Annotated in this window: 14 protein-coding genes and 3 tRNA genes; 11 read left to right on the forward strand and 6 right to left on the reverse strand. The window is 45.7% G+C overall.

Translation table 11 applies throughout. The features are described 5' to 3' along the window. The first annotated feature begins 10 nt into the window (after positions 1 to 10). A complete protein-coding gene (locus tag EXM22_RS15585; protein ID WP_149487404.1) occupies positions 11 to 898 on the forward strand; it encodes a glycosyltransferase family 2 protein in 888 nt (295 codons plus the stop codon). 18 nt (positions 899 to 916) lie between these two features. Next, a complete protein-coding gene (locus EXM22_RS15590) occupies positions 917 to 1,315 on the forward strand; it encodes a hypothetical protein (RefSeq protein WP_149487405.1) in 399 nt (132 codons plus the stop codon). Between the two features lie 5 nt (positions 1,316 to 1,320). Here EXM22_RS15590 and EXM22_RS15595 read toward each other — a convergent pair whose 3' ends face one another. Further along, complete coding sequence (locus tag EXM22_RS15595; protein ID WP_149487406.1) at positions 1,321 to 2,154, reverse strand: UTP--glucose-1-phosphate uridylyltransferase; 834 nt, start codon at positions 2,152 to 2,154, stop codon at positions 1,321 to 1,323. Between the two features lie 42 nt (positions 2,155 to 2,196). Between EXM22_RS15595 and EXM22_RS15600 the strand changes: the two genes are divergently transcribed. Then, entirely contained in the window at positions 2,197 to 4,023 is a 1,827-nt protein-coding gene (locus EXM22_RS15600; RefSeq protein ID WP_149487407.1) for a HEAT repeat domain-containing protein, read from the forward strand. Between the two features lie 10 nt (positions 4,024 to 4,033). Here EXM22_RS15600 and EXM22_RS15605 read toward each other — a convergent pair whose 3' ends face one another. The 4 genes from EXM22_RS15605 to EXM22_RS15620 form a co-directional block, all read right to left on the reverse strand. Then, positions 4,034 to 4,387 carry a hypothetical protein gene (locus tag EXM22_RS15605; protein WP_149487408.1) on the reverse strand — a complete coding sequence of 118 codons (354 nt, stop codon included), beginning with the start codon at positions 4,385 to 4,387 and terminating at the stop codon, positions 4,034 to 4,036. 130 nt (positions 4,388 to 4,517) lie between these two features. After that, a tRNA-Asp gene (locus EXM22_RS15610) sits at positions 4,518 to 4,591 on the reverse strand. An 83-nt stretch (positions 4,592 to 4,674) separates the two neighbouring features. Continuing rightward, a tRNA-Asp gene (locus tag EXM22_RS15615) sits at positions 4,675 to 4,748 on the reverse strand. A 25-nt stretch (positions 4,749 to 4,773) separates the two neighbouring features. Next, a tRNA-Arg gene (locus tag EXM22_RS15620) sits at positions 4,774 to 4,846 on the reverse strand. A gap of 292 nt (positions 4,847 to 5,138) precedes the next feature. Between EXM22_RS15620 and pepT the strand changes: the two genes are divergently transcribed. From pepT to rsmG, 6 genes are all read left to right on the forward strand, one after another. Continuing rightward, the gene (pepT, locus tag EXM22_RS15625; RefSeq protein WP_149487409.1) at positions 5,139 to 6,389 is read left to right on the forward strand and encodes a peptidase T; all 1,251 of its coding nucleotides are present in this window, start codon (positions 5,139 to 5,141) and stop codon (positions 6,387 to 6,389) included. Positions 6,390 to 6,471: 82 nt separating this feature from the next. Further along, on the forward strand, positions 6,472 to 8,211 hold the full coding sequence (locus tag EXM22_RS15630) for a hypothetical protein (protein ID WP_168203557.1): 1,740 nt from the start codon (positions 6,472 to 6,474) through the stop codon (positions 8,209 to 8,211). Between the two features lie 26 nt (positions 8,212 to 8,237). Beyond that, on the forward strand, positions 8,238 to 9,698 hold the full coding sequence (locus EXM22_RS15635; protein WP_149487411.1) for a hypothetical protein: 1,461 nt from the start codon (positions 8,238 to 8,240) through the stop codon (positions 9,696 to 9,698). Positions 9,699 to 9,759: 61 nt separating this feature from the next. After that, a complete protein-coding gene (gene mnmE / locus EXM22_RS15640; RefSeq protein ID WP_149487412.1) occupies positions 9,760 to 11,124 on the forward strand; it encodes a tRNA uridine-5-carboxymethylaminomethyl(34) synthesis GTPase MnmE in 1,365 nt (454 codons plus the stop codon). Between the two features lie 24 nt (positions 11,125 to 11,148). Then, positions 11,149 to 13,014: a tRNA uridine-5-carboxymethylaminomethyl(34) synthesis enzyme MnmG gene (gene mnmG / locus EXM22_RS15645; protein ID WP_149487413.1), complete on the forward strand. Its 1,866-nt coding sequence runs from the start codon at positions 11,149 to 11,151 to the stop codon at positions 13,012 to 13,014. Next, positions 13,014 to 13,643, forward strand: a complete 630-nt coding sequence (gene rsmG / locus EXM22_RS15650) for a 16S rRNA (guanine(527)-N(7))-methyltransferase RsmG (protein WP_149487414.1) — start codon at positions 13,014 to 13,016, stop codon at positions 13,641 to 13,643. Before mnmG ends, rsmG begins: the two co-directional genes overlap by 1 nt. Here the strand turns inward: rsmG and EXM22_RS15655 are convergent. Continuing rightward, positions 13,624 to 14,940 carry a tetratricopeptide repeat protein gene (locus EXM22_RS15655; protein ID WP_210411505.1) on the reverse strand — a complete coding sequence of 439 codons (1,317 nt, stop codon included), beginning with the start codon at positions 14,938 to 14,940 and terminating at the stop codon, positions 13,624 to 13,626. The two genes, rsmG and EXM22_RS15655, sit on opposite strands and share 20 nt — an antisense overlap. 226 nt (positions 14,941 to 15,166) lie before the next feature. On the opposite strand from EXM22_RS15655, the gene udp reads away from it, so the two are divergent. Next, positions 15,167 to 15,964 carry a uridine phosphorylase gene (gene udp, locus EXM22_RS15660; RefSeq protein WP_149487416.1) on the forward strand — a complete coding sequence of 266 codons (798 nt, stop codon included), beginning with the start codon at positions 15,167 to 15,169 and terminating at the stop codon, positions 15,962 to 15,964. A 304-nt stretch (positions 15,965 to 16,268) separates the two neighbouring features. Continuing rightward, a complete protein-coding gene (fusA, locus tag EXM22_RS15665; RefSeq protein WP_149487417.1) occupies positions 16,269 to 18,368 on the forward strand; it encodes an elongation factor G in 2,100 nt (699 codons plus the stop codon). Positions 18,369 to 18,427 lie beyond the last annotated feature (59 nt).

The following is an 18,427-nucleotide window of genomic DNA, read 5'->3' on the forward strand; positions in this document are numbered from 1 at the left end:
AAAATAAGCTATGAAAACTGAATTTCCCCTCATCTCTGCCATCATTCCAGTCTACAATCGACCTGATCAGATCCTGGATGCACTCAAGTCTATACTGGCGCAAAAGTACAGGCCCTTAGAAATCATTATCGGCGATGACGGCTCAGAAGATCACACTCTGGATGTTATAAAATCATTTTTGGAGGATAAACACAGCGGTGGAGATATCCCGGTTCATATCCTGGAACTGGATCATTCTGGTTTTCCCGGGGCTGTGAGAAACCGTTGCGCCAGGGAAGCCTCGGGAGAATTCCTTGCTTTTCTAGACTCGGATGATCTCTGGCTCCCAGAGAAGCTGAGTCATCAGTTTGAGGCTCTCCACAAGAACAAACAATGCCTCATTTCCCACACGAGAGAAGAGTGGAATCGCCGGGGTAAGATTATTTCCCAGGCGGGTATGAATCATAAAAGAGAGGGATTTATCTTTGCGGATGCCCTGAAAAAGTGTATTATCGGACCCTCTACTGTTATGATTTCTAATGAACTGTACCAGAAGACCGGTGGCTTTCGGGATGACCTGGAAATTGCAGAAGACTATGAATACTGGCTCCGTCTGACCTCATCCCTGGATGTCGGGTTTCTGGATGAGGCCCTCACAGTGAAAAGGGCAGGTCATGAAAATCAGCTCTCTGAAAAGTATGGGCATATAGAGATTTTCAGAATCAGAGGCTTGAAAGATCTGGTAGATCAGGAGTTCTTTACGAAACCGCTCCTGGCTAAGGCAGCCCGAGAGCTTTCCAGGAAATGCATGGTCTATGGACGGGGTTGTCTGAAAAGAGAGAAACTGGATGAAGGCCAGGAGTATTTGGATATGGCCGGAGTCTATGAGGTATTAGCGGACTCAAAGTCCGAAAACTAAAACAAGGAAAATAATATTATGGGATCAGCCGCAAAGAAACAGCGTCGTATTGATAATCAAATCTTAAGCCAATTCTATATAGACAGTCAGGCGGGAAGAGCCCGGCTGAAGGATGTACAAGAGGTTAAGGACATTCTGATTCAACTGGGTGAACCATTTGCCGATGTCATCACCGACCGGGAACTCTTTTATTTTTATCTGATCTTTTCCTGGAATCTGTCATTTGCACCTGAGGATCAAGTGGATCAGGAACTGGACAGATTCCTCGAACCATACAAAGAGGCGGGTGAACGGTTTTACAGAGCCTCCCGGGAACTTCTTCTGTCTATTGTTTCACGGAAAAAGAAGATGTTTCCCCAGGAACATTATACCTTTGGCTCTCTTAACCCGGGAGAAAAGGCTTCCGGTCTGTCCTAATCCGCTTATAGCTTTGCCGCTTCCTCTTTGATGATGGCCTTAAGAGCTGGGTCTTTCATGGCATAACGGAGAGTTGCTCTCAGGAACCCCGCAGGTTCTCCCGTGTCCATCCGCTCCCCCTCTGTCTCCTTGAAGACTACCTTGCCTTGGTCCATCAGTTTTTTAAGAGCATAGATATGGAAATACTCTCCTCCCGTGTGTTTTTGCCATCCTTCCTCAAGGTATTTGAAGAATTCCGCGGTATAGAGGTAACGGCCGATAGAGACTTCCTTGCTGGGAGCATGACCAAGCGCTGGTTTTTCCACAATATCTTTAACATGGATTCCGTCTTTTTCCAGTGCCAGTACACCGTAGCGTTCCAGGTGGGGTGGGTTGTGGATGGTGGCCAGTACTGAACATCCTGTTTTTTCATAGCTTTCAATCAGCTGTGCACTTAGGGGCGTTTCCCCCATATGGATATCATCGGGGTAGGCAACGATGCAGGGTTCATTGCCTATCAGGGAAGCCGCCTGAAGCAGGGCATGGCCGGTTCCTTTCATCTCTGTTTGGCGGATAAAAGCAAATCGGGCTTCGACGGGGCTTATCAGATCAAGTTTCGCCGAGGCGCCTTCTTTTTCAAAAACACCTTCGAGCTCCACTTCCCTGTCAAAAAAATCTTCAAGAACTTTCTTTCTTCTGGAAGAAATGACGATAATATCTTTAATGCCTGATTGAATGAACTCATCTATGATGAAAGATATTGAGGGCTTATTGATAAGGGGCAGCATCTCTTTAGGGATGGTTTTTGTGACAGGAAGAAAACGGGTTCCGTAACCTGCGGCGACAATGATACCTTTCATGTTGTACACTCCTGGAGGAAAAAAGAAAACTCAGAGCACATTATGATCAGGGAGATTGAAAAAATCAACAGAAGACATTTAAACAGGTTCATCCTTATCTCATTTACGGCAATGATTCTTTCTGTCACGGCCTGCTCTGTTTTGGATCCAGTCAGACTAACCTATGAAAATGACAGACAGAGGATCATTGATGAAATTTTGAAACGGGGCAGATTGTACACGATCCGCAAGAGTGACGAGAAAATTTTAATCTCATTGCTGGATGATTCAGATCCACAAATCAGGTTGGCAACGGTTAAACTCATGGAACATAATCCATCTCCTCATATTTATGATGCCCTGGTTTCCGCTGTCTTAGATGAGAATGATGAAGTTTCAGAAGAGTCTCAGCGTATTCTTCTGGAAGACTGGGAAGATTCCTATAAGGCGGTTATCCGGGGATTGAATTCCTCCCAATCGGCTATTATATATGCCTCTATTGATCTCGTGAGACAAAAGGGGAGCCGGGAGGAGTCGGAGTATCTGCTGACCCTCTTTGACAATGAGCGGCCCACTGTTAGGGCCAATGCTTCCCGGGTTTTTGTTGCCCTCAATGACTATGAGAATCCATGGTTTCAATCCCTATTGGAGAGTCCAGATCCTCTTGTCAGACAGACCGCTATTGAAACGCTTCCTCGGTTTAGAAATCCAGGCATTATTCCTGTGCTGATTCAATACATTCTTGATCCTGAACCAGAAGTCCGAAGGGCGGCTATTTTTGGAATCTCTGAGTTTGATAAAGAGGCTCTCCCTGCTCTTCATGAGACAGTCAGGATTACAAGTAGAAGAGAAATCAGACTCAGTGTTCTGGAATTGATCGACGGAATCCTTGAAGCAGAGAGTATTCCCGTATTGGTCTCTCTTTTAAGTGACAGAGATTCACTGGTTGCCGCGAAGTCTGAAGAAATTTTGTTTCGTCAGGGGCCAGATTCCATTCCGGAAATTCTAAAAAATCTACCTCAGATGCAGGAACCGGCACTATTGCTCTCTTTTGATTTGTTGAACCGTTTTAAGGATCTAAGAGGCCTCCCGGGACTGGTTCGTTTTTTTGACCATAATAACCCGGTCATTCAATTGGCTGCCGTTGATACTGTGAGGTATTTCGGGTCTGAAGCCTTTCCATTTTTGATTGAAACTCTAGACCATGATAATCCGGAGATTCAAGGCCAGGCTCTCCAACTTCTGGTTGAGCAGAGAGCCCCTTCTCTTGTGTACGACCCTCTGGTGGAAGATTATCCTGTGAATCGGATTTTTTACTTTTTTGAATCGTTGACAGAACCAGAAGTCTTTGATTATTTGAGCCGGGTATCCTTACCGGACAGAGTAGTCTCCGCTCTGACTCATTTGTATGAAATTGAGTTGAATACCAGACAGTATCAGGAAATTAAAGCAATGAGAAATGGAGAGTCGTTTCCCTACTTGTCTGCCTTTAGAGATTGGGAGGAAGCTCTTATTACGGCTGAATTGAGTCGTCAGGGATCTTTTTCCTACATGCATCAATACTTTAGTTCGGGAGAAGAACTTTGGTTGACCGAGTCAAAACAGTTGAGAGAGGCGGCCTCCCAGTATGATCAGTCCGCCCGAACCTTCAGGGATGATGCGATCAGATTCGGTGCATTGGCAGGTAATGATGAAATCTCTTTAGTGAGCCGCTACCTTTACAGCAGGAAACAGTTGTCAGAGAGTTGGAGGGCCTTGTCTTCAGACATTCAAAATATGGCAATGCTTATTTTCTTACGCTATTCATTGGATATTCAGGCTGTTGTTCGTGATTATGATTTTTTTAGAACATTAGCACCTGGAACGGCTCCAGTTCCTGAAAACCTTTAGATCTAGGGTCTTATTCGTGATAGGGTTTGAGGCAGGGCTCAGAATCGCCCATTAATTCCCATGATGCCATTAAAATCTCGTAAATATTGTCCACATGGTAGGGCTCTTTGTAGTATTTGTTCAGCATTGAAATGGTTTGTTCCTCTTTAGGAAGCTTGTACTTGTAAATAAATGCCGTATCCGTAATAAATTCCGATGGGTCGATGGCGTCGCACCAGGGAGTATGGAGGCGGAAATACAGGTAGAGTTGTGATCCGGGAAAAGCTCCAGATTGGACAGTTTTTAATATGACCCGCAGAGAAGAGTCTTTAACTTCCTGAATGTTTTCCGAAAAATTATTGTATGCAATGCTCTGATAATTCACAGCAAGAATATATCACAGTTCTCTGATAGATGTAATACCCAATAAGTAAAGAATAGTTTTTTGATAGCTGCCTTTTGACCAAAAAAAAGATCATCCCAAAATTGGATGATCTCTCATTTTCTTGAATTATCGGAAGCGACGGGCCTCGAACCCGCGATCTCCGGCTTGACAGGCCGGCGCGATAACCAACTTCGCTACGCCTCCAGAATCGCACTACATTATATGGTTGCAGAAGACCAAAAAGAAAGCTCAGAGGTTTACCCTGGGGTAAACATTCAGCTGACTTACGGAAGCGACGGGCCTCGAACCCGCGATCTCCGGCTTGACAGGCCGGCGCGATAACCAACTTCGCTACGCCTCCAGAACTTTGTCCTGTGATAAAAAGGTACCCCGGGGACGATTTGAACGTCTGACCTGCCGCTTAGGAGGCGGCTGCTCTATCCCCTGAGCTACCGGGGCACAGGATGACGGTATAATATATAATCACTATATTTATGTCAACTACGAATATCCAGTTTTTTGGGACCACGGTCCTTCCGGATTCGTTAAGCCAAAAGAGGATTTTTGATCCTTGAATTTTAAAAGAGAGAGAACGTAAGGGGGACTTCATTTGTTATTTCTACAGGCAGCGTCCATTGATCTTGAAGCCATAGAGCGTTACTCTGTTTTTGTAAATTTTATTAGAATATATATGTTGGACAACTTATTCTTATTTTAAGAACTAAAAAAAAGAACCCGGGAGATATTCATAATGAGTGCATTGAACATCAATATACAGGAACGAGTGCAGGAACGATTTTTGAGGTATGTCAAAATATGGACGACTTCTGAACCGGAACTTGCCCCTACCAAGACTCCTTCTACCCTCTGTCAATGGGACCTGCTGAGGTTGCTTGAAAAAGAGCTCATTGAAATTGGAGTTCCTCGGGTCTCTTTGAATGATTTGGGATATCTGATTGCAACTCTTCCTTCTAATATGGAGAAGGACGTACCCTGCCTCGGTTTTATGGCCCATGTGGACACAGCCAGTGATGCCCCCGGTAAAGATGTAAAACCCCAGGTGCATGAAAAATGGAGTGGAGAGCTTATTCCTTTGAGCCAATCGGTGACTCTGGATCCGGAATCCATTCCTGATATGAAAGACTTTGTGGGTGATACTATCATCAGCAGTGATGGAACGACTCTTTTGGGTGCCGATGACAAGGCGGGGATTGCCGAAATTATGACGGCTGTTGAAATCCTTGTGAATCATCAGGACATAAAGCATGGTCCCCTGGAGATCATCTTTACTCCCGATGAAGAGACCGGTTGCGGCATGGATAAGTTTCCTGTGGAGGCTCTGAAATCCAAGTTCTGTTTTACCCTGGATGGAGGCCGTGAGGGCGAACTGGAGCTTGAATGTTACAATGCCTGGAGGGTCGATCTTGTTTTTCAAGGCAATGTAATCCATCCTGGATATGCTCGGGGGGAACTCGTTAATGCGGTTTCAATGGCCTCCCTGTTTGTCTCTCTCCTTCCCCGGAATGAAAGTCCGGAAGCAACCGACGGGCGTTACGGTAACTATTGGCCTCACACCATTGAGGGTACCCTGGATAAGGCAACAGTGACCGTCATGGTTCGTGATTTTGACGTTCAGGGGGCTAGCAGGCGGTTGGAAGCAATAAGGCAGTTTGCCCGCGCCGTTGAGGCCTCTTTTCCCGGAGGGACAGTCAGTGTGACAGAAAAACAGCAGTACGCAAACATGAAGCAGGAGCTTGATAAATATCCGGAGCTGGAGCCTCTTATGCTGAAAGCCTATGAACAAGCCGGAGTGGTTCCACTTCTAAAACCGATCCGGGGAGGGACCGATGGCTCCAAGTTGACGGCTATGGGTGTTCCCTCTCCCAATATCTTTGCAGGCGGGTTTAATTTTCACAGTGTTCGGGAGTGGATTCCGCTCAGCTCTATGGAAAAAGCGGTTAATGTGATTTTGGCTTTGGTTAAAGTAGGATCAGAAACCTAAAAACTTTAGAATTCACAAAAAGTTCTGAGAACAAACAGTGTTTCCTGATCCACTCTGTGTTAAAATAGAATTAGAGGGGCTTGTGTTTATCAGAAACTTGAGAACTATTCCATTTTTAATTCTTCTCATCTTTATTTCCTGTTCGCAAGAGAGTCCTGTCATCATGAACGAGGGAGAAGGGTACAGTTTTGAATCTGTAAACGATGGAACCATCCTTGAACCGGGAAGTTCTGTCAATGTTGTTTTGACTGAAATCGGGGACAGGTCTACTCTTGTTCGGGTCATTCTTGAAGATGAGTTGGGAGAAGACATTGCCACGGTTGAAATCGAACCGGATTTGCTCAAAGGGTTAGGGCTCCCCATGGATCTCCCCTCCGATCTTGAAGATGGCGTTTATCATTTAAGGTTTGAAATCCTCGATGGTGACATTCTCCTTCATGAGGAAAATCGCTACCTTTTTATTGCCTCTGGAGACTATGAGATAAAGAGTCTTGAAACATACCCCCCGGGGATTAAGCCGGGTGATAACATAAGTGCACGGGTTGTCCTTTCCTATCCCGAAGGCTCAGATCCCTGGTTGAGGTGGTCTATTGATGAGACCCTTATTCAGGAGGGGTTCCTTTCCGAATTAGGCCTTATCTGTGATCTTACTGTGCCAGATGTCGCGGGAGTTTATTCTCTTCAGGTAGAACTCTTTCCAATTGTTCCTGAGGACAATCAGTTCAGCAGCAGCTTCAGGCAGTCCGATCTCTTTGTCCTTTCGGGTGAAGGTGATGAATCTGCATGGGCTTTCACCGAAAATAGAACCTATCAGTATTTTATTGATTTCAATGATGGCATGGCCAATAAAATGAATCCTTCCGATGTTCCCCAGCTTGTTGGTTCTCCCACTCCTTTTACAATAGGAAACTATTCAGGCATCTCCTTTGGAGAAGAAGATGGTCTCATCTTCGATCAGTATGCCTTGCCCCTAGATTCTACAGGGAAAGCCGAGGGATTTCTGATGTCAATGGCATTTTCTTATTCCTATTTGCCCGATAAAGGGGTGTACAATATATTCAAAACCGGAGATGAAAATACTTATTTTTCTGTCCTTTATCTGGCAGAAAGCAGAGAGTTTCTGTGTGAGTTCAGTTCCTATTCTCGCCACTTCGTCTCCATGCTCCCTGTTGATCAAATTTATAGTTCCGAAGCCATCTATCTTGAGATAGATTATATGCCCGGTCAGGGTGTTGCCTCGCTCAGCTGGAAAAATCAGGGCGAAACTCTGGTTCGAGATGAAGGTCTGCCTGTTTCCTCTTTAATGGAAGGACAGACTGTGATTGGTAGCAATAATGAGTATTTAGGGTTCCCCATGAACTGGTACACTCTGGGGGTTTCATCCAAGAATGAAGCAACCGACCTTCTCCCTCAGGACGGTATTTCCAATGAAAAACTGAATGATATGACTCTTTTATACGAGAAATCGCAAAAAAGATTAACTGGTCTTCAAGTTGAAAATGCCGAACTTGGCGATGGATTGGCTACTTTGGAGATCCATTCTATTCAAGGTAATGATGATAATTGGGTCTTTATTCTGAAAAGCATGGATGGCCAATCCCTATACTCTTTCTCTGTGCCTTCAGAATCAGAAGGGAGTCCGGAAAGTGTGGTCATCTCAATCATTAATGATAATAGAGGTTTGTTCCTCAGTACATCAATGGACACAGGCATGAATGGTCCTTTTGAATATCAGGATTTATTAAATTTTGAAATCATTCCGGAAAACGGGTCCCCTGAGGCAATGGACGGCATTGACGTTATCCGTTTATTTCGGGATTGAAAATATATTATTATAGAAGAGCAACATTGAAAAACATCCGAATTTTGACCGACATACTTATTGCTTTATTACTCATCCTTTTCTTGGCGTCCTGTGCGACTCGTGGCAAAACAGATCCTCATGCACCGGACTGGTATTCTCAGATTGAAGAGTCTGAAAATTCTGATGGCTACATTATAAAGATCTCTGGTGCATCAAGCTCTGAGAAGGAGACTCTGGATCAGGTCATTCAGGTTCTGTATGACAGGATTATGGAGATTTCCGGGCAATCTGCTTTGTATTCTCAAGAAACAGACAAGGCAATGCTGTTAGGAGCAATCAGGCAAGTTATCCTAAAGGAAGAAAGCTCCATTGATGAGTTTTTGTCAGTTATACAGCAGGAATGGGTTATCCCGGATGATCAGGTTTTATATTACGGTGCTTTTTTATTGAAAAAGGATGCCGATGATTTCCTACAAAACCTGATCCTCCAAAGGTACTACAACGATGATGAAGCCTTGAAGGAAATGCTGGAGAGCTCTTCTGTTTTTGAGTCGGAGCTCAAGTATTATTCCGCAGCAGAAGAACTTATCAGGGCCGCTCAATATGTTTTGTCCCACTCAGAGCCTCTGGCCGATGAGATCGCCCAAGGGTATGTTGATAGGGCCGGAGTTCTGTTGAATAAGATCTTTCTTAAAAAGCTTGGTGCCCCTGATTCTGTTCTTTCGAATCTGAAAATCTCCGATCCTTTCCATATCCTCTGCGAGACCGAAGAGGAGCTTGGCATCGGGGGAGTGGAATTCCTTGTCCGCTATCAGGGACGGAAGCGGGATGGTTCCAGGGGTGAATTTGAAAGACGGCTGATCAGTAATCTTTCGGGAATCATGGAGTTTTTTCATCCCTTCATACCTTTTAGCGGTAAAGCTGAAGTCCAATTTAAACCCGGGAGTCGTGATTTTCATGCAGGAATCTCAAATCTAGAAAAACTAGGAATGAATGTTACCTTCATCAAGAAGTGGCTGGAGGAGTCGACCATCGATTATGAATTGGATGTTGCCTCAGGAGCCAGAACCGTATCCATGGGTGTCGTCATTCTCCATACTGATAGTACAGGAGCCGCATTGAGTCAGCAGGACTCCTCAGTCAGTCTGCAGGAAGCTCTCTCTCAGGACGGGTTTAATATCCGGCTCATGAATCTGAATCCCCGGGAAATCATGAACAAAACGGAAGCGGAATTCATTCGTGATCTGCGTGCGCTCTATAAAGGGGAGTATACACGGGTTGCTTTTGGTGTTGTCGGTATCCGTGATTTTGAGACCAGGAATGACTCCTACAGAGTGAATACCTCGGGAACTGTCAAAGTCGTGGATGTCGACAGCGGAGAAATCCTCCTTGTTCTCGATCTTGATAAATCCGTTGAGAGCCGTAGCAATACCTTGGCCGTCTCCGCATCCTTTCGGGAGTTGGGGAAATCCTTTGCCGAAGAAATGATGAGCTATTTGGAATAATCTCCATGTTCCTGAATGTCTCATTGATCAGTACAGACGAACATTGTATTCTAATCCTATTATGAATCATGAAACCTATGATCCTGATGACAGGATCGCCGCCTTGGCAACACCTTGGGCGGAAAGTGCCCTGGCTGTCATTCGGACCTCCGGACAGGGCTGTATTGATGCTATTTCCCCTCTATTCAGTGCTGACCTGATACATCAAAAATCAAGAGAAATGTTATATGGAATCCTTTCGGATCCTCATACAGGTGAAGCTCTCGATGAAATTATGGCTGTCGTCTTCCGGGCCCCCGGTAGTTATACGGGTCAGGAGAGTGTTGAACTCTACTGCCATGGAAGCCTGCCGGGAATCCAGAAAATTCTCAGCCTTTTGTTTCGTTCCGGTTTTAGGCAAGCCTCTCCGGGAGAGTTTACCTTCCGGGCTTTTATCAACGGTAAGATGGATTTGACCCGGGCTGAGGCGGTTCAGGAAATCATTAGCTCCAAGACCGGCAAGGCGCAGTCTATGGCCTTAAACAGACTGTCTGGGTCTCTTGAAAAACGGATTGATCATTTCAAGCAGATGGCTGCTGGAATGGCGGCTCTATTTGCAATACAGCTGGATTATCCCGATGATGAGGTAGACGCGCCACCAATGCCCATGAATGAAATCCGGGATATGAAACGGGGCCTCAAGGAGCTTATTGATTCCTATACTGTGGGAAAAATATATCAGGAAGGTGTCATCATCGCTCTGGCAGGACGAACAAATGCCGGGAAGTCGAGTCTGTTCAATCTGTTTTTGAAAGAAGACCGCTCCATTGTTTCGGATGTCCACGGGACTACCCGAGACTACCTTGAGTCCTGGATCTCCTTGGGAGGTATCCCTATCAGACTTTACGATACAGCAGGGCTGAGGCAATCAGAGGACCCTGTAGAAGAGGAAGGTATCCGCCGGACACGGGAAGTCATGGAAAATGCTCATATTCTTATCTATGTTTTGGATGGCAGCATCGGATTGTCATCAGAAGAAGAGGACATATTGAGGACAGAACCCTCAGAGGGGGGCAAGGAGCGTATCCTTGTTTGGAACAAGGCGGATATCAGTACAGTCACTCCTCCTGAGGGGGCCATTTCAATCAGTGCTGTGACCGGAGAAGGGTTTACAGAACTGGAAGAGGTTCTGAGATCCAGAATCTTCCGGGATGCCGCACATGTGGGTTCCGAGGCGGTTGTTGATTCCCTCCGGCAGAAAGAACTTCTCGAAAGGGCTTACTCCGGGGTTGTAAAAGTGGAAGAGGCTATTCATAATGGCCTGCCGGTGGATATTCTGGCCATGGATCTGCATGATGTACTGCAGGCATTAGGAGAAATCACTGGAGAGGTTTCCTCTTCGGATATTTTAGAAAGGATGTTCTCCAACTTCTGTGTCGGGAAGTAAGCCGACCTAAGGAACATAATATCAATGGATTTTGATGCAATCGTCATAGGCGGAGGCCATGCCGGCATAGAAGCGGCTTTAGCTCTTTCCCGCCTCGATTTTTCTACCCTTATTATTACTCAGAGTCTGGATGCCATAGGACGGCTCTCTTGTAACCCCGCCGTAGGCGGCCTGTCTAAGGGGAATATTGTCCGTGAAGTGGATGCCCTGGGCGGAGAAATGGCACGTCTCATAGATGCTTCTATGATTCAATTTCGGATTCTTAATAGAAGCCGTGGTCCTGCTGTTCAGGCTCCCAGGGCACAGGCGGATAAGAATCTCTATTCCCGTCTGGCAAAGCGAACATTGGAACTCCAGAAGAATCTTCACCTTTTCCAGGATACTGTGGTGGATATTCTCAGCGATGAAGATGACCGAATCTGCCAGGGTGTTCTCACCGAGAGGGGCAGGAAGTTCAGCAGCCGGGTCGTCGTGATGACGACGGGAACCTTTATGGACGGCAAGATCTTCATAGGTAATTTCACCCAATCCTCGGGGCGTCTGGGAGAGCCGGCGGCTGTCGGTTTGGGAAGCGCTCTTCGCAAACGGGGGTATACGGTCGGTCGCTTAAAGACCGGGACCCCTGCGAGAGTCAGCAAGGCGAGCCTCGATTTTTCCAAGATGGAAGAACAGCGGGGAGATGAAGACATGCAGGCCTTTTCATTTTTCAAGGAAAAGTCAGAAAGGCCCCATGTTTCCTGTCATGTGACATATACAAATGAAAAAACACACCAGGTGATTCGGGATAATCTACATCTGTCACCTCTTTTTTCGGGAGAAATTGTCGGAACCGGCCCCCGGTACTGTCCTTCCATAGAAGATAAGGTGAAGCGGTTTCCAGATAGGGAACGGCATCAGATTTTCGTAGAGCCCGAGGGCCTGGATACGCAGGAGATGTATCTTAACGGCATCTCTTCATCACTTCCCGAGTTGGTTCAGGAAGAGTTTCTTCGCACTCTTCCCGGCTTGGAGAATGTGCAGATCATGAGACCCGGTTATGCTGTAGAGTACGACTATTTGAATCCCACACAGCTCTTTTCTTCTCTGGAAAGCAAGCGGCACCGGGGATTATTTGTTGCCGGGCAGACAAACGGGACCTCCGGATACGAAGAAGCCGCCTGTCAGGGGCTGATGGCCGGAATCAATGCTGCTCGGAAACTTCAGGGGAAAGACCCTCTTGTCTTGAACCGAGCCGAAGCCTATACGGGAGTCCTCATTGATGACCTTGTCACAATGGGGACGGAAGAACCCTATAGAATGTTCACCTCCCGGGCTGAATACCGTCTGTCTCTCCGCCATGACGATGCGGATATGCGTCTGTTTCCCTACTGTGAAGAAGTCGGGCTGGCTACGGATGAGATGAGGGAGATGTTCCAGAAAAAGAAAAATGGAATTGAAGAAATCAAAGAGCTTCTCAGGCAAAAAAGAGTGAGCTCTCTCTGGGTAAATGATCATGAGAAGCTGACTCCTCATGTTGGTAAAAATCTCTATATGACCCTCAAAGATCCCGCTGTGACCATGGTTGACCTGGAAGAATTTCTCCCTGAAATACAGAACTATTTACCTCATTGGATTCAACATACAGAATTGGATGTGAAGTATGAAGGATATGTGGCCAGGCAGGAACGTCAGGTCTCCCGGTATCGGAAAATGGAAGACATGCTGATTCCTGAAGGATTCGAATATGATTTACAGGAAGGTATTTCTAAAGAGTCCCGGGAAAAATTAAAAATGATTCAGCCACGTTCTGTGGGGCAAGCCTCCAGAATTTCAGGTGTCCGGTCATCGGATATTGCTGTGTTGACAGTTCTGCTGAGCAGATTCGGCAAAACTCAGGAAAAGGAGAAATAATGGGAATTCTGGAAAATGGTCTCGCACGGATGGGACTGACACCGGACGCTGCTAAGGTGGCTCTCCTGGAGAAATATATCGCGGAACTGGAACTGTGGAATCCGCGGTATGGTCTTGTCAATGCCGAAGGGGATGATCTGATCATCCGTCATATCCTGGATTCGTTAGCCGGGGTCAAAGCAATGCAGGGCTTGGGTCCCTCCCTTGTTGCCGATATTGGTTCCGGCGCCGGACTCCCCGGCATCCCTCTGGCCATTATGCTGCCACATATACGCTTTCATCTTGTGGAACGGTCAGGGAAAAGGACTGGTTTTTTAAGGAATATCATCCTGACCCTGGGGTTGACCAATGTCTCTGTTCTTGAAGAGTCTATGGAAAACTTGAGAGAGAAGTATGAACTTGTCACCTTTAGGGGATTTTCTCCCTTTGAAAATAAACTGATTAAACAACTCAAGAAGATTCTTTGTGAAGAGAAGGGGACTGTGTTGGCCTACAAAGGCAGACAAAAGCAAATAGACGAAGAACTGGAAGCCCTGGAAGATGATCCTGAGAGAGAAATTTCAATCATGGCGGTGGATGTTCCCTTCCTGGAAGAAGAACGTCATCTGGTTATAATGCATTTGCACTAGGCTGGCTGCTCGTTTTCAGTTTGTTTAGCAGTTTCATCAACTTTTCTTTTGGCAGAAGGTCTATGAGACGGGCTTCAACAAACTGATTGGCTTCGTCTGAAAACTCTCCCGCAGTAATACAGAAACCGCGCCCTGCATGAACTTCCTTGACATGGGCATAGAGCTCTCTCACAGAAAAATCGCCGACTTTTCCTTCTTCCCTATAAAAGCGGAAGACGATCAGATCTTCCCATTTTCTGGCTTTTACTTCCGCCAGAATGTCAATAAACTCATTCTTATGGACTGATATATCCACTACTTTAATCCTCGTTTTGGGAAAGAGCATCAAGGTTAAACGCCGGCAAAGTGTAATGAATTCGGAGATAGGAGAAATCAGATAGGTTTGTAAGTTTCTGTTGCCTGTGAGTTCTTTTATTTTCTTGCGCTGGATATCAACGTCTTTGTATTTGGGGTTGATGCCATATAGATCATTGAGCTCGCCCAAGGCTTTATCCAGTTCTGAAATTTGATTATAGCAGTCAGCCAGCCTGTATTTGAGTTCAAGAAGAACATCTTCAGCAATCTGTTTGTGTTTCAGTCCAATTTCGAAGTCCATGATCGCTTTTTCATATTCTTTTTTCTGTTTGTTCACAGTCCCGCTGTACAGGGCTGAACTGGGGCCCCAGTCGGGATCTGCTCTTAGATGACTGAAGATTTTTAAGGCCTGCTCCATCTGGGATAATTCATAAAGAGACCGGGCCAGGGCAAAGAGAATCTCTTTGTCGTCGGGATGTCCAGTAGCGGAATTCCGCAGGTAGCCAACGGCTTCATTGAATCTTCTCAGTTTGTACAGACTGAGTCCGCAGTATCGTTGAGAGTCATGGTCATTGCTGACCGATTTCAGGGCCTGATGAAGGTAGGCCACGGATTTTTCATAATTTTTCCGTCTATACTCCAAAACTCCCAGGGAAGAATTGATTTCAAAGTTTTCCGGTTCCTTCGTTCGGGCGATAGTAAGGCTCTTGTAGGCTTCTGACCATACCTTGGCTTTCATTGCGGAAAGACCGAAATTGAGGTTGATTTTCTGTTCGTCCAGTCTGGAATTGGTGGCACAGAGCCCCAGTAAGATGCCGTATGTTTTCATGGCCTGGGGATAATTCTGTTCTGCAAAGTGAAGATCCGCTAAGGCTGTTAGAGCCTGGGTATCTTTGGGGTTGCTTGCCAGTCTCTTGTTTGCTTCTTTTAGAATGGCATTTCTATCATGTACCTGATTTCCAGAAAGATTTTTCTTATTCTTTCCGGTAATGACAGATATCATTATAATAATCGCAACGAAGATAATTAAAATAGGTATCAGAAGTGGCAGAAATGACATCATATATACGGATTATGTTCTTTATAACTCTTATTTGTCAAGAAATGTTAGTTTTAAAGATAGGCTTGTGCTTCTTTTCGTCAAGAATTTCCCTCTGAGCTTAAGATAAATGTTTTCTGGACACACAGCCTGGAAGAATCTTACAATTATAGTGAGTGAGGATCGTGTAATGAAAAAAAAGTTGACTGAGGATAAGGTTTTCTATCATGTCAAATTGAGTAAAGCCATGCTGTCGGGTGCGCTTACTGCTGTCCTTCCCGGAGATCCCGGAAGAGTTGAAAAAACCGCCCGTATGATTGATCCAGATGCTGTTTTTCTGGTGTCCAACAGAGAGTATACGTCCTGGCTGGCAGATCTTTCCGGCCATAAGGTTCTTGTTTGTTCCACAGGCATCGGCGGGCCCTCCGTGTCCATATGCATGGAAGAACTGGCCGCTTTGGGCATCACCTCGTTTTACCGCATTGGAACAACCGGAGCTATTCAGGACCATATTAAAATCGGTGATCTCATCATCACTACAGGCTCTGTCAGGCTTGATGGGGCTTCGACTCACTACGCTCCAATTGAATATCCGGCAGTTGCAGATTTTGATTTGACCCTCTCTTTGCTCCAGGCTGCCTCCAATTTGGATATACCTCATCATAAGGGCATCAGTGCTTCCAGCGATACATTCTATCCGGGGCAGGAGCGTTACGATACCTTCACATCTTATGTTCCCATGAGGTTTCAGGGGAGCCTGAATGAATGGAAACAACTGAATGTTCTGAATTATGAGATGGAATCGTCAACCCTCCTGACAATTGCCTCCGTATTCGGCGTAAAAGCCGCCATGGTTGCCTCTGTTATCGCCTTGAGAGGGAAGCAGGAAACGCCGGATGATAAAATCCTTCCCTTGGCAGAAAAGCGTCTGGCGGACTGCATTCGAGAGGCTCTTTCCCTCCATCTGACAGGTGACAGCTACTCCTAATCCCTTCTCTTTGGGGAAATGAATGCACTGGGAAGATGTATGAAACAGTCCTCATGGGAAAAAAAGAGGATAAAAAAGTCTAAACCTCTACAAGCTCTGAATTTCCCGCTATATCAGGTATTGATGAAAGAGAGGCAAGTCTATATAATTCCGTTACAAATAATTGCTTTGAACAAACCGGGCATTTGCCGGGATGGACGAGACCTGAGGGTACATCTTTCGGCTGTTACAGCCAAATAGGGCTCCGGTTTTTAATTCTCCCTGCTTAACCGGCTATTTTAATACTAGAGAGGTTAGTGTTTCTATGAGTGCAGATATCACGAAAATGCGTAATATCGGAATCAGCGCCCACATCGACTCAGGTAAAACTACACTGACAGAAAGAATCCTGTTCTACTGTCAGAAAATTCATGCCATTCACGAAGTTAGAGGTAAAGATGGGGTTGGAGCCACAATGGACTCCATGGAGCTGGAAAGAGAGAGAGGGATCACCATTGCATCGGCGGCAACCAATGTTAACTGGAAAGGTCATGATATTAATATCATTGATACTCCCGGTCACGTTGACTTTACTATTGAAGTAGAGCGTGCCCTGCGTGTATTGGACGGAGCCGTACTGGTTCTCTGTTCTGTCGGTGGTGTTCAGTCACAGTCTATTACTGTTGACCGCCAGCTGAAAAGATACGGCGTTCCCCGAATTGCTTTTGTGAACAAGAGTGACAGAACGGGTGCTAATCCTTACAAAGTTTGTGATCAGCTGAGAGAAAAACTGAACCTGAACTCTGTTATGATGCAGGTTCCTATTGGACTGGAAGAAAAACTGGAAGGTGTTATTGACCTCGTCAGAATGAAAGCCATTTACTTTGACGGTCATGATGGTGAATCTATCAGAATCGAAGAAATCCCAGAAGCACTCAAGGCTGAAGCGGATGAACGGCGTGAAATGATGCTGGATGCAGTGTCTATGTTCAATGAAGAGATCATGGAACATATGATGGAAGAAACCGAAATTCCAGAAGAGCTGCTTCATGAGACCATCCGAAAGGCCGTCATTGCCCAGGATTTGGTCCCCGTATACCTCGGATCTGCCTATAAGAATAAAGGTGTACAGGAAATGATGGATGCGGTTCTCCGTTATCTACCTGCTCCTCCAGATGTTGAAAACAAAGCTCTTGATTTGGATAATGACGAAGCAGAAGTTGTTCTTCCTTCCGATCGTTCCAAGCCCCCTGTGGCGCTGGCATTTAAGCTGGAAGACGGACAGTACGGGCAGTTGACCTATATCCGTGTTTACCAGGGTATTGTTAAAAAAGGTTCCGAACTGATCAATGTCAGAAATGGAAGAAAGTTCAAGGTTGGTCGTCTTGTAAGAATGCACTCCAATAACATGGAAGACATTGTAGAAGCACCAGCTGGAGACATCGTTGCTCTCTTTGGTATAGAGTGTGCTTCCGGAGATACTTTCTGTTCTCCTGATTTGAACCTTTCCATGACATCCATGTTCGTTCCTAATGCGGTTATCTCTTTGTCTATCAGACCTGTTGATAAGTCTGCATCAGACAAGATGGCCAAAGCGCTGAACAGATTTACTAAAGAAGACCCCACATTCAGGACTCATGTCGATCCCGAATCCAACGAAACCATTGTTTCCGGAATGGGTGAGCTTCACCTTGAAGTTTATATTGAGAGAATGAAAAGAGAGTATCAGGCGGAAGTTATTACCGGTGCTCCCCAGGTTGCCTACCGAGAAGCCATCTCACAGGCCGCCGATTTCAACTATACCCATAAGAAACAGACTGGTGGTTCCGGTCAGTACGCCCGTGTTGCGGGTACAATGGAGCCTCTGGATACTAATGGTGAAAAAGATTATGAGTTTGAAAACAAAATCAAAGGAGGGGCTATTCCTACAGAATATATTCCTTCCTGTGATAAGGGTTTTCAGGCTGCCATGCTGAAAGGTTCTCTCATTGGAGCTCCTGTTGTCGGTGTTAAAATGTCTATCACAGATGGTCAGTTTCATGCAGTTGACTCTTCAGACCAGGCCTTCCAGACAGCTGCATTAGGTGCATTCCGGGAAGCGTATAAGAAAGCTAAACCAATTATTCTCGAACCCATCATGAAGGTATCTGTTGAAGGTCCTACAGAATTTCAAGGAAATATTTTTGGTACACTCAACCAGAGACGTGGTATGATTGTAGCTTCTAATGATGAAGGGAACTACAGCGTCGTAGAAGCAGAGGTTCCTCTGAGCGAAATGTTCGGTTACTCCACTGTGCTTCGTTCTTCTACTCAGGGTAAAGCCGAGTTCACAATGGAATTTGCCAAGTACGGCCGTGTTCCTTCAAGTGTGACTGAAGACTTGATCAAAAAGTATGAAGAGGAAAGGAAAGCCCAGCAGAAATAAGGCCCTGAGTACCCTTCTTCCCTAAGAGGTAGAGGGGCCGGAGCTGAAGTTTGCTCCGG

Origin of the sequence: Oceanispirochaeta crateris (genome assembly GCF_008329965.1) — a bacterium.
GTDB lineage: Bacteria > Spirochaetota > Spirochaetia > DSM-2461 > DSM-2461 > Oceanispirochaeta > Oceanispirochaeta crateris.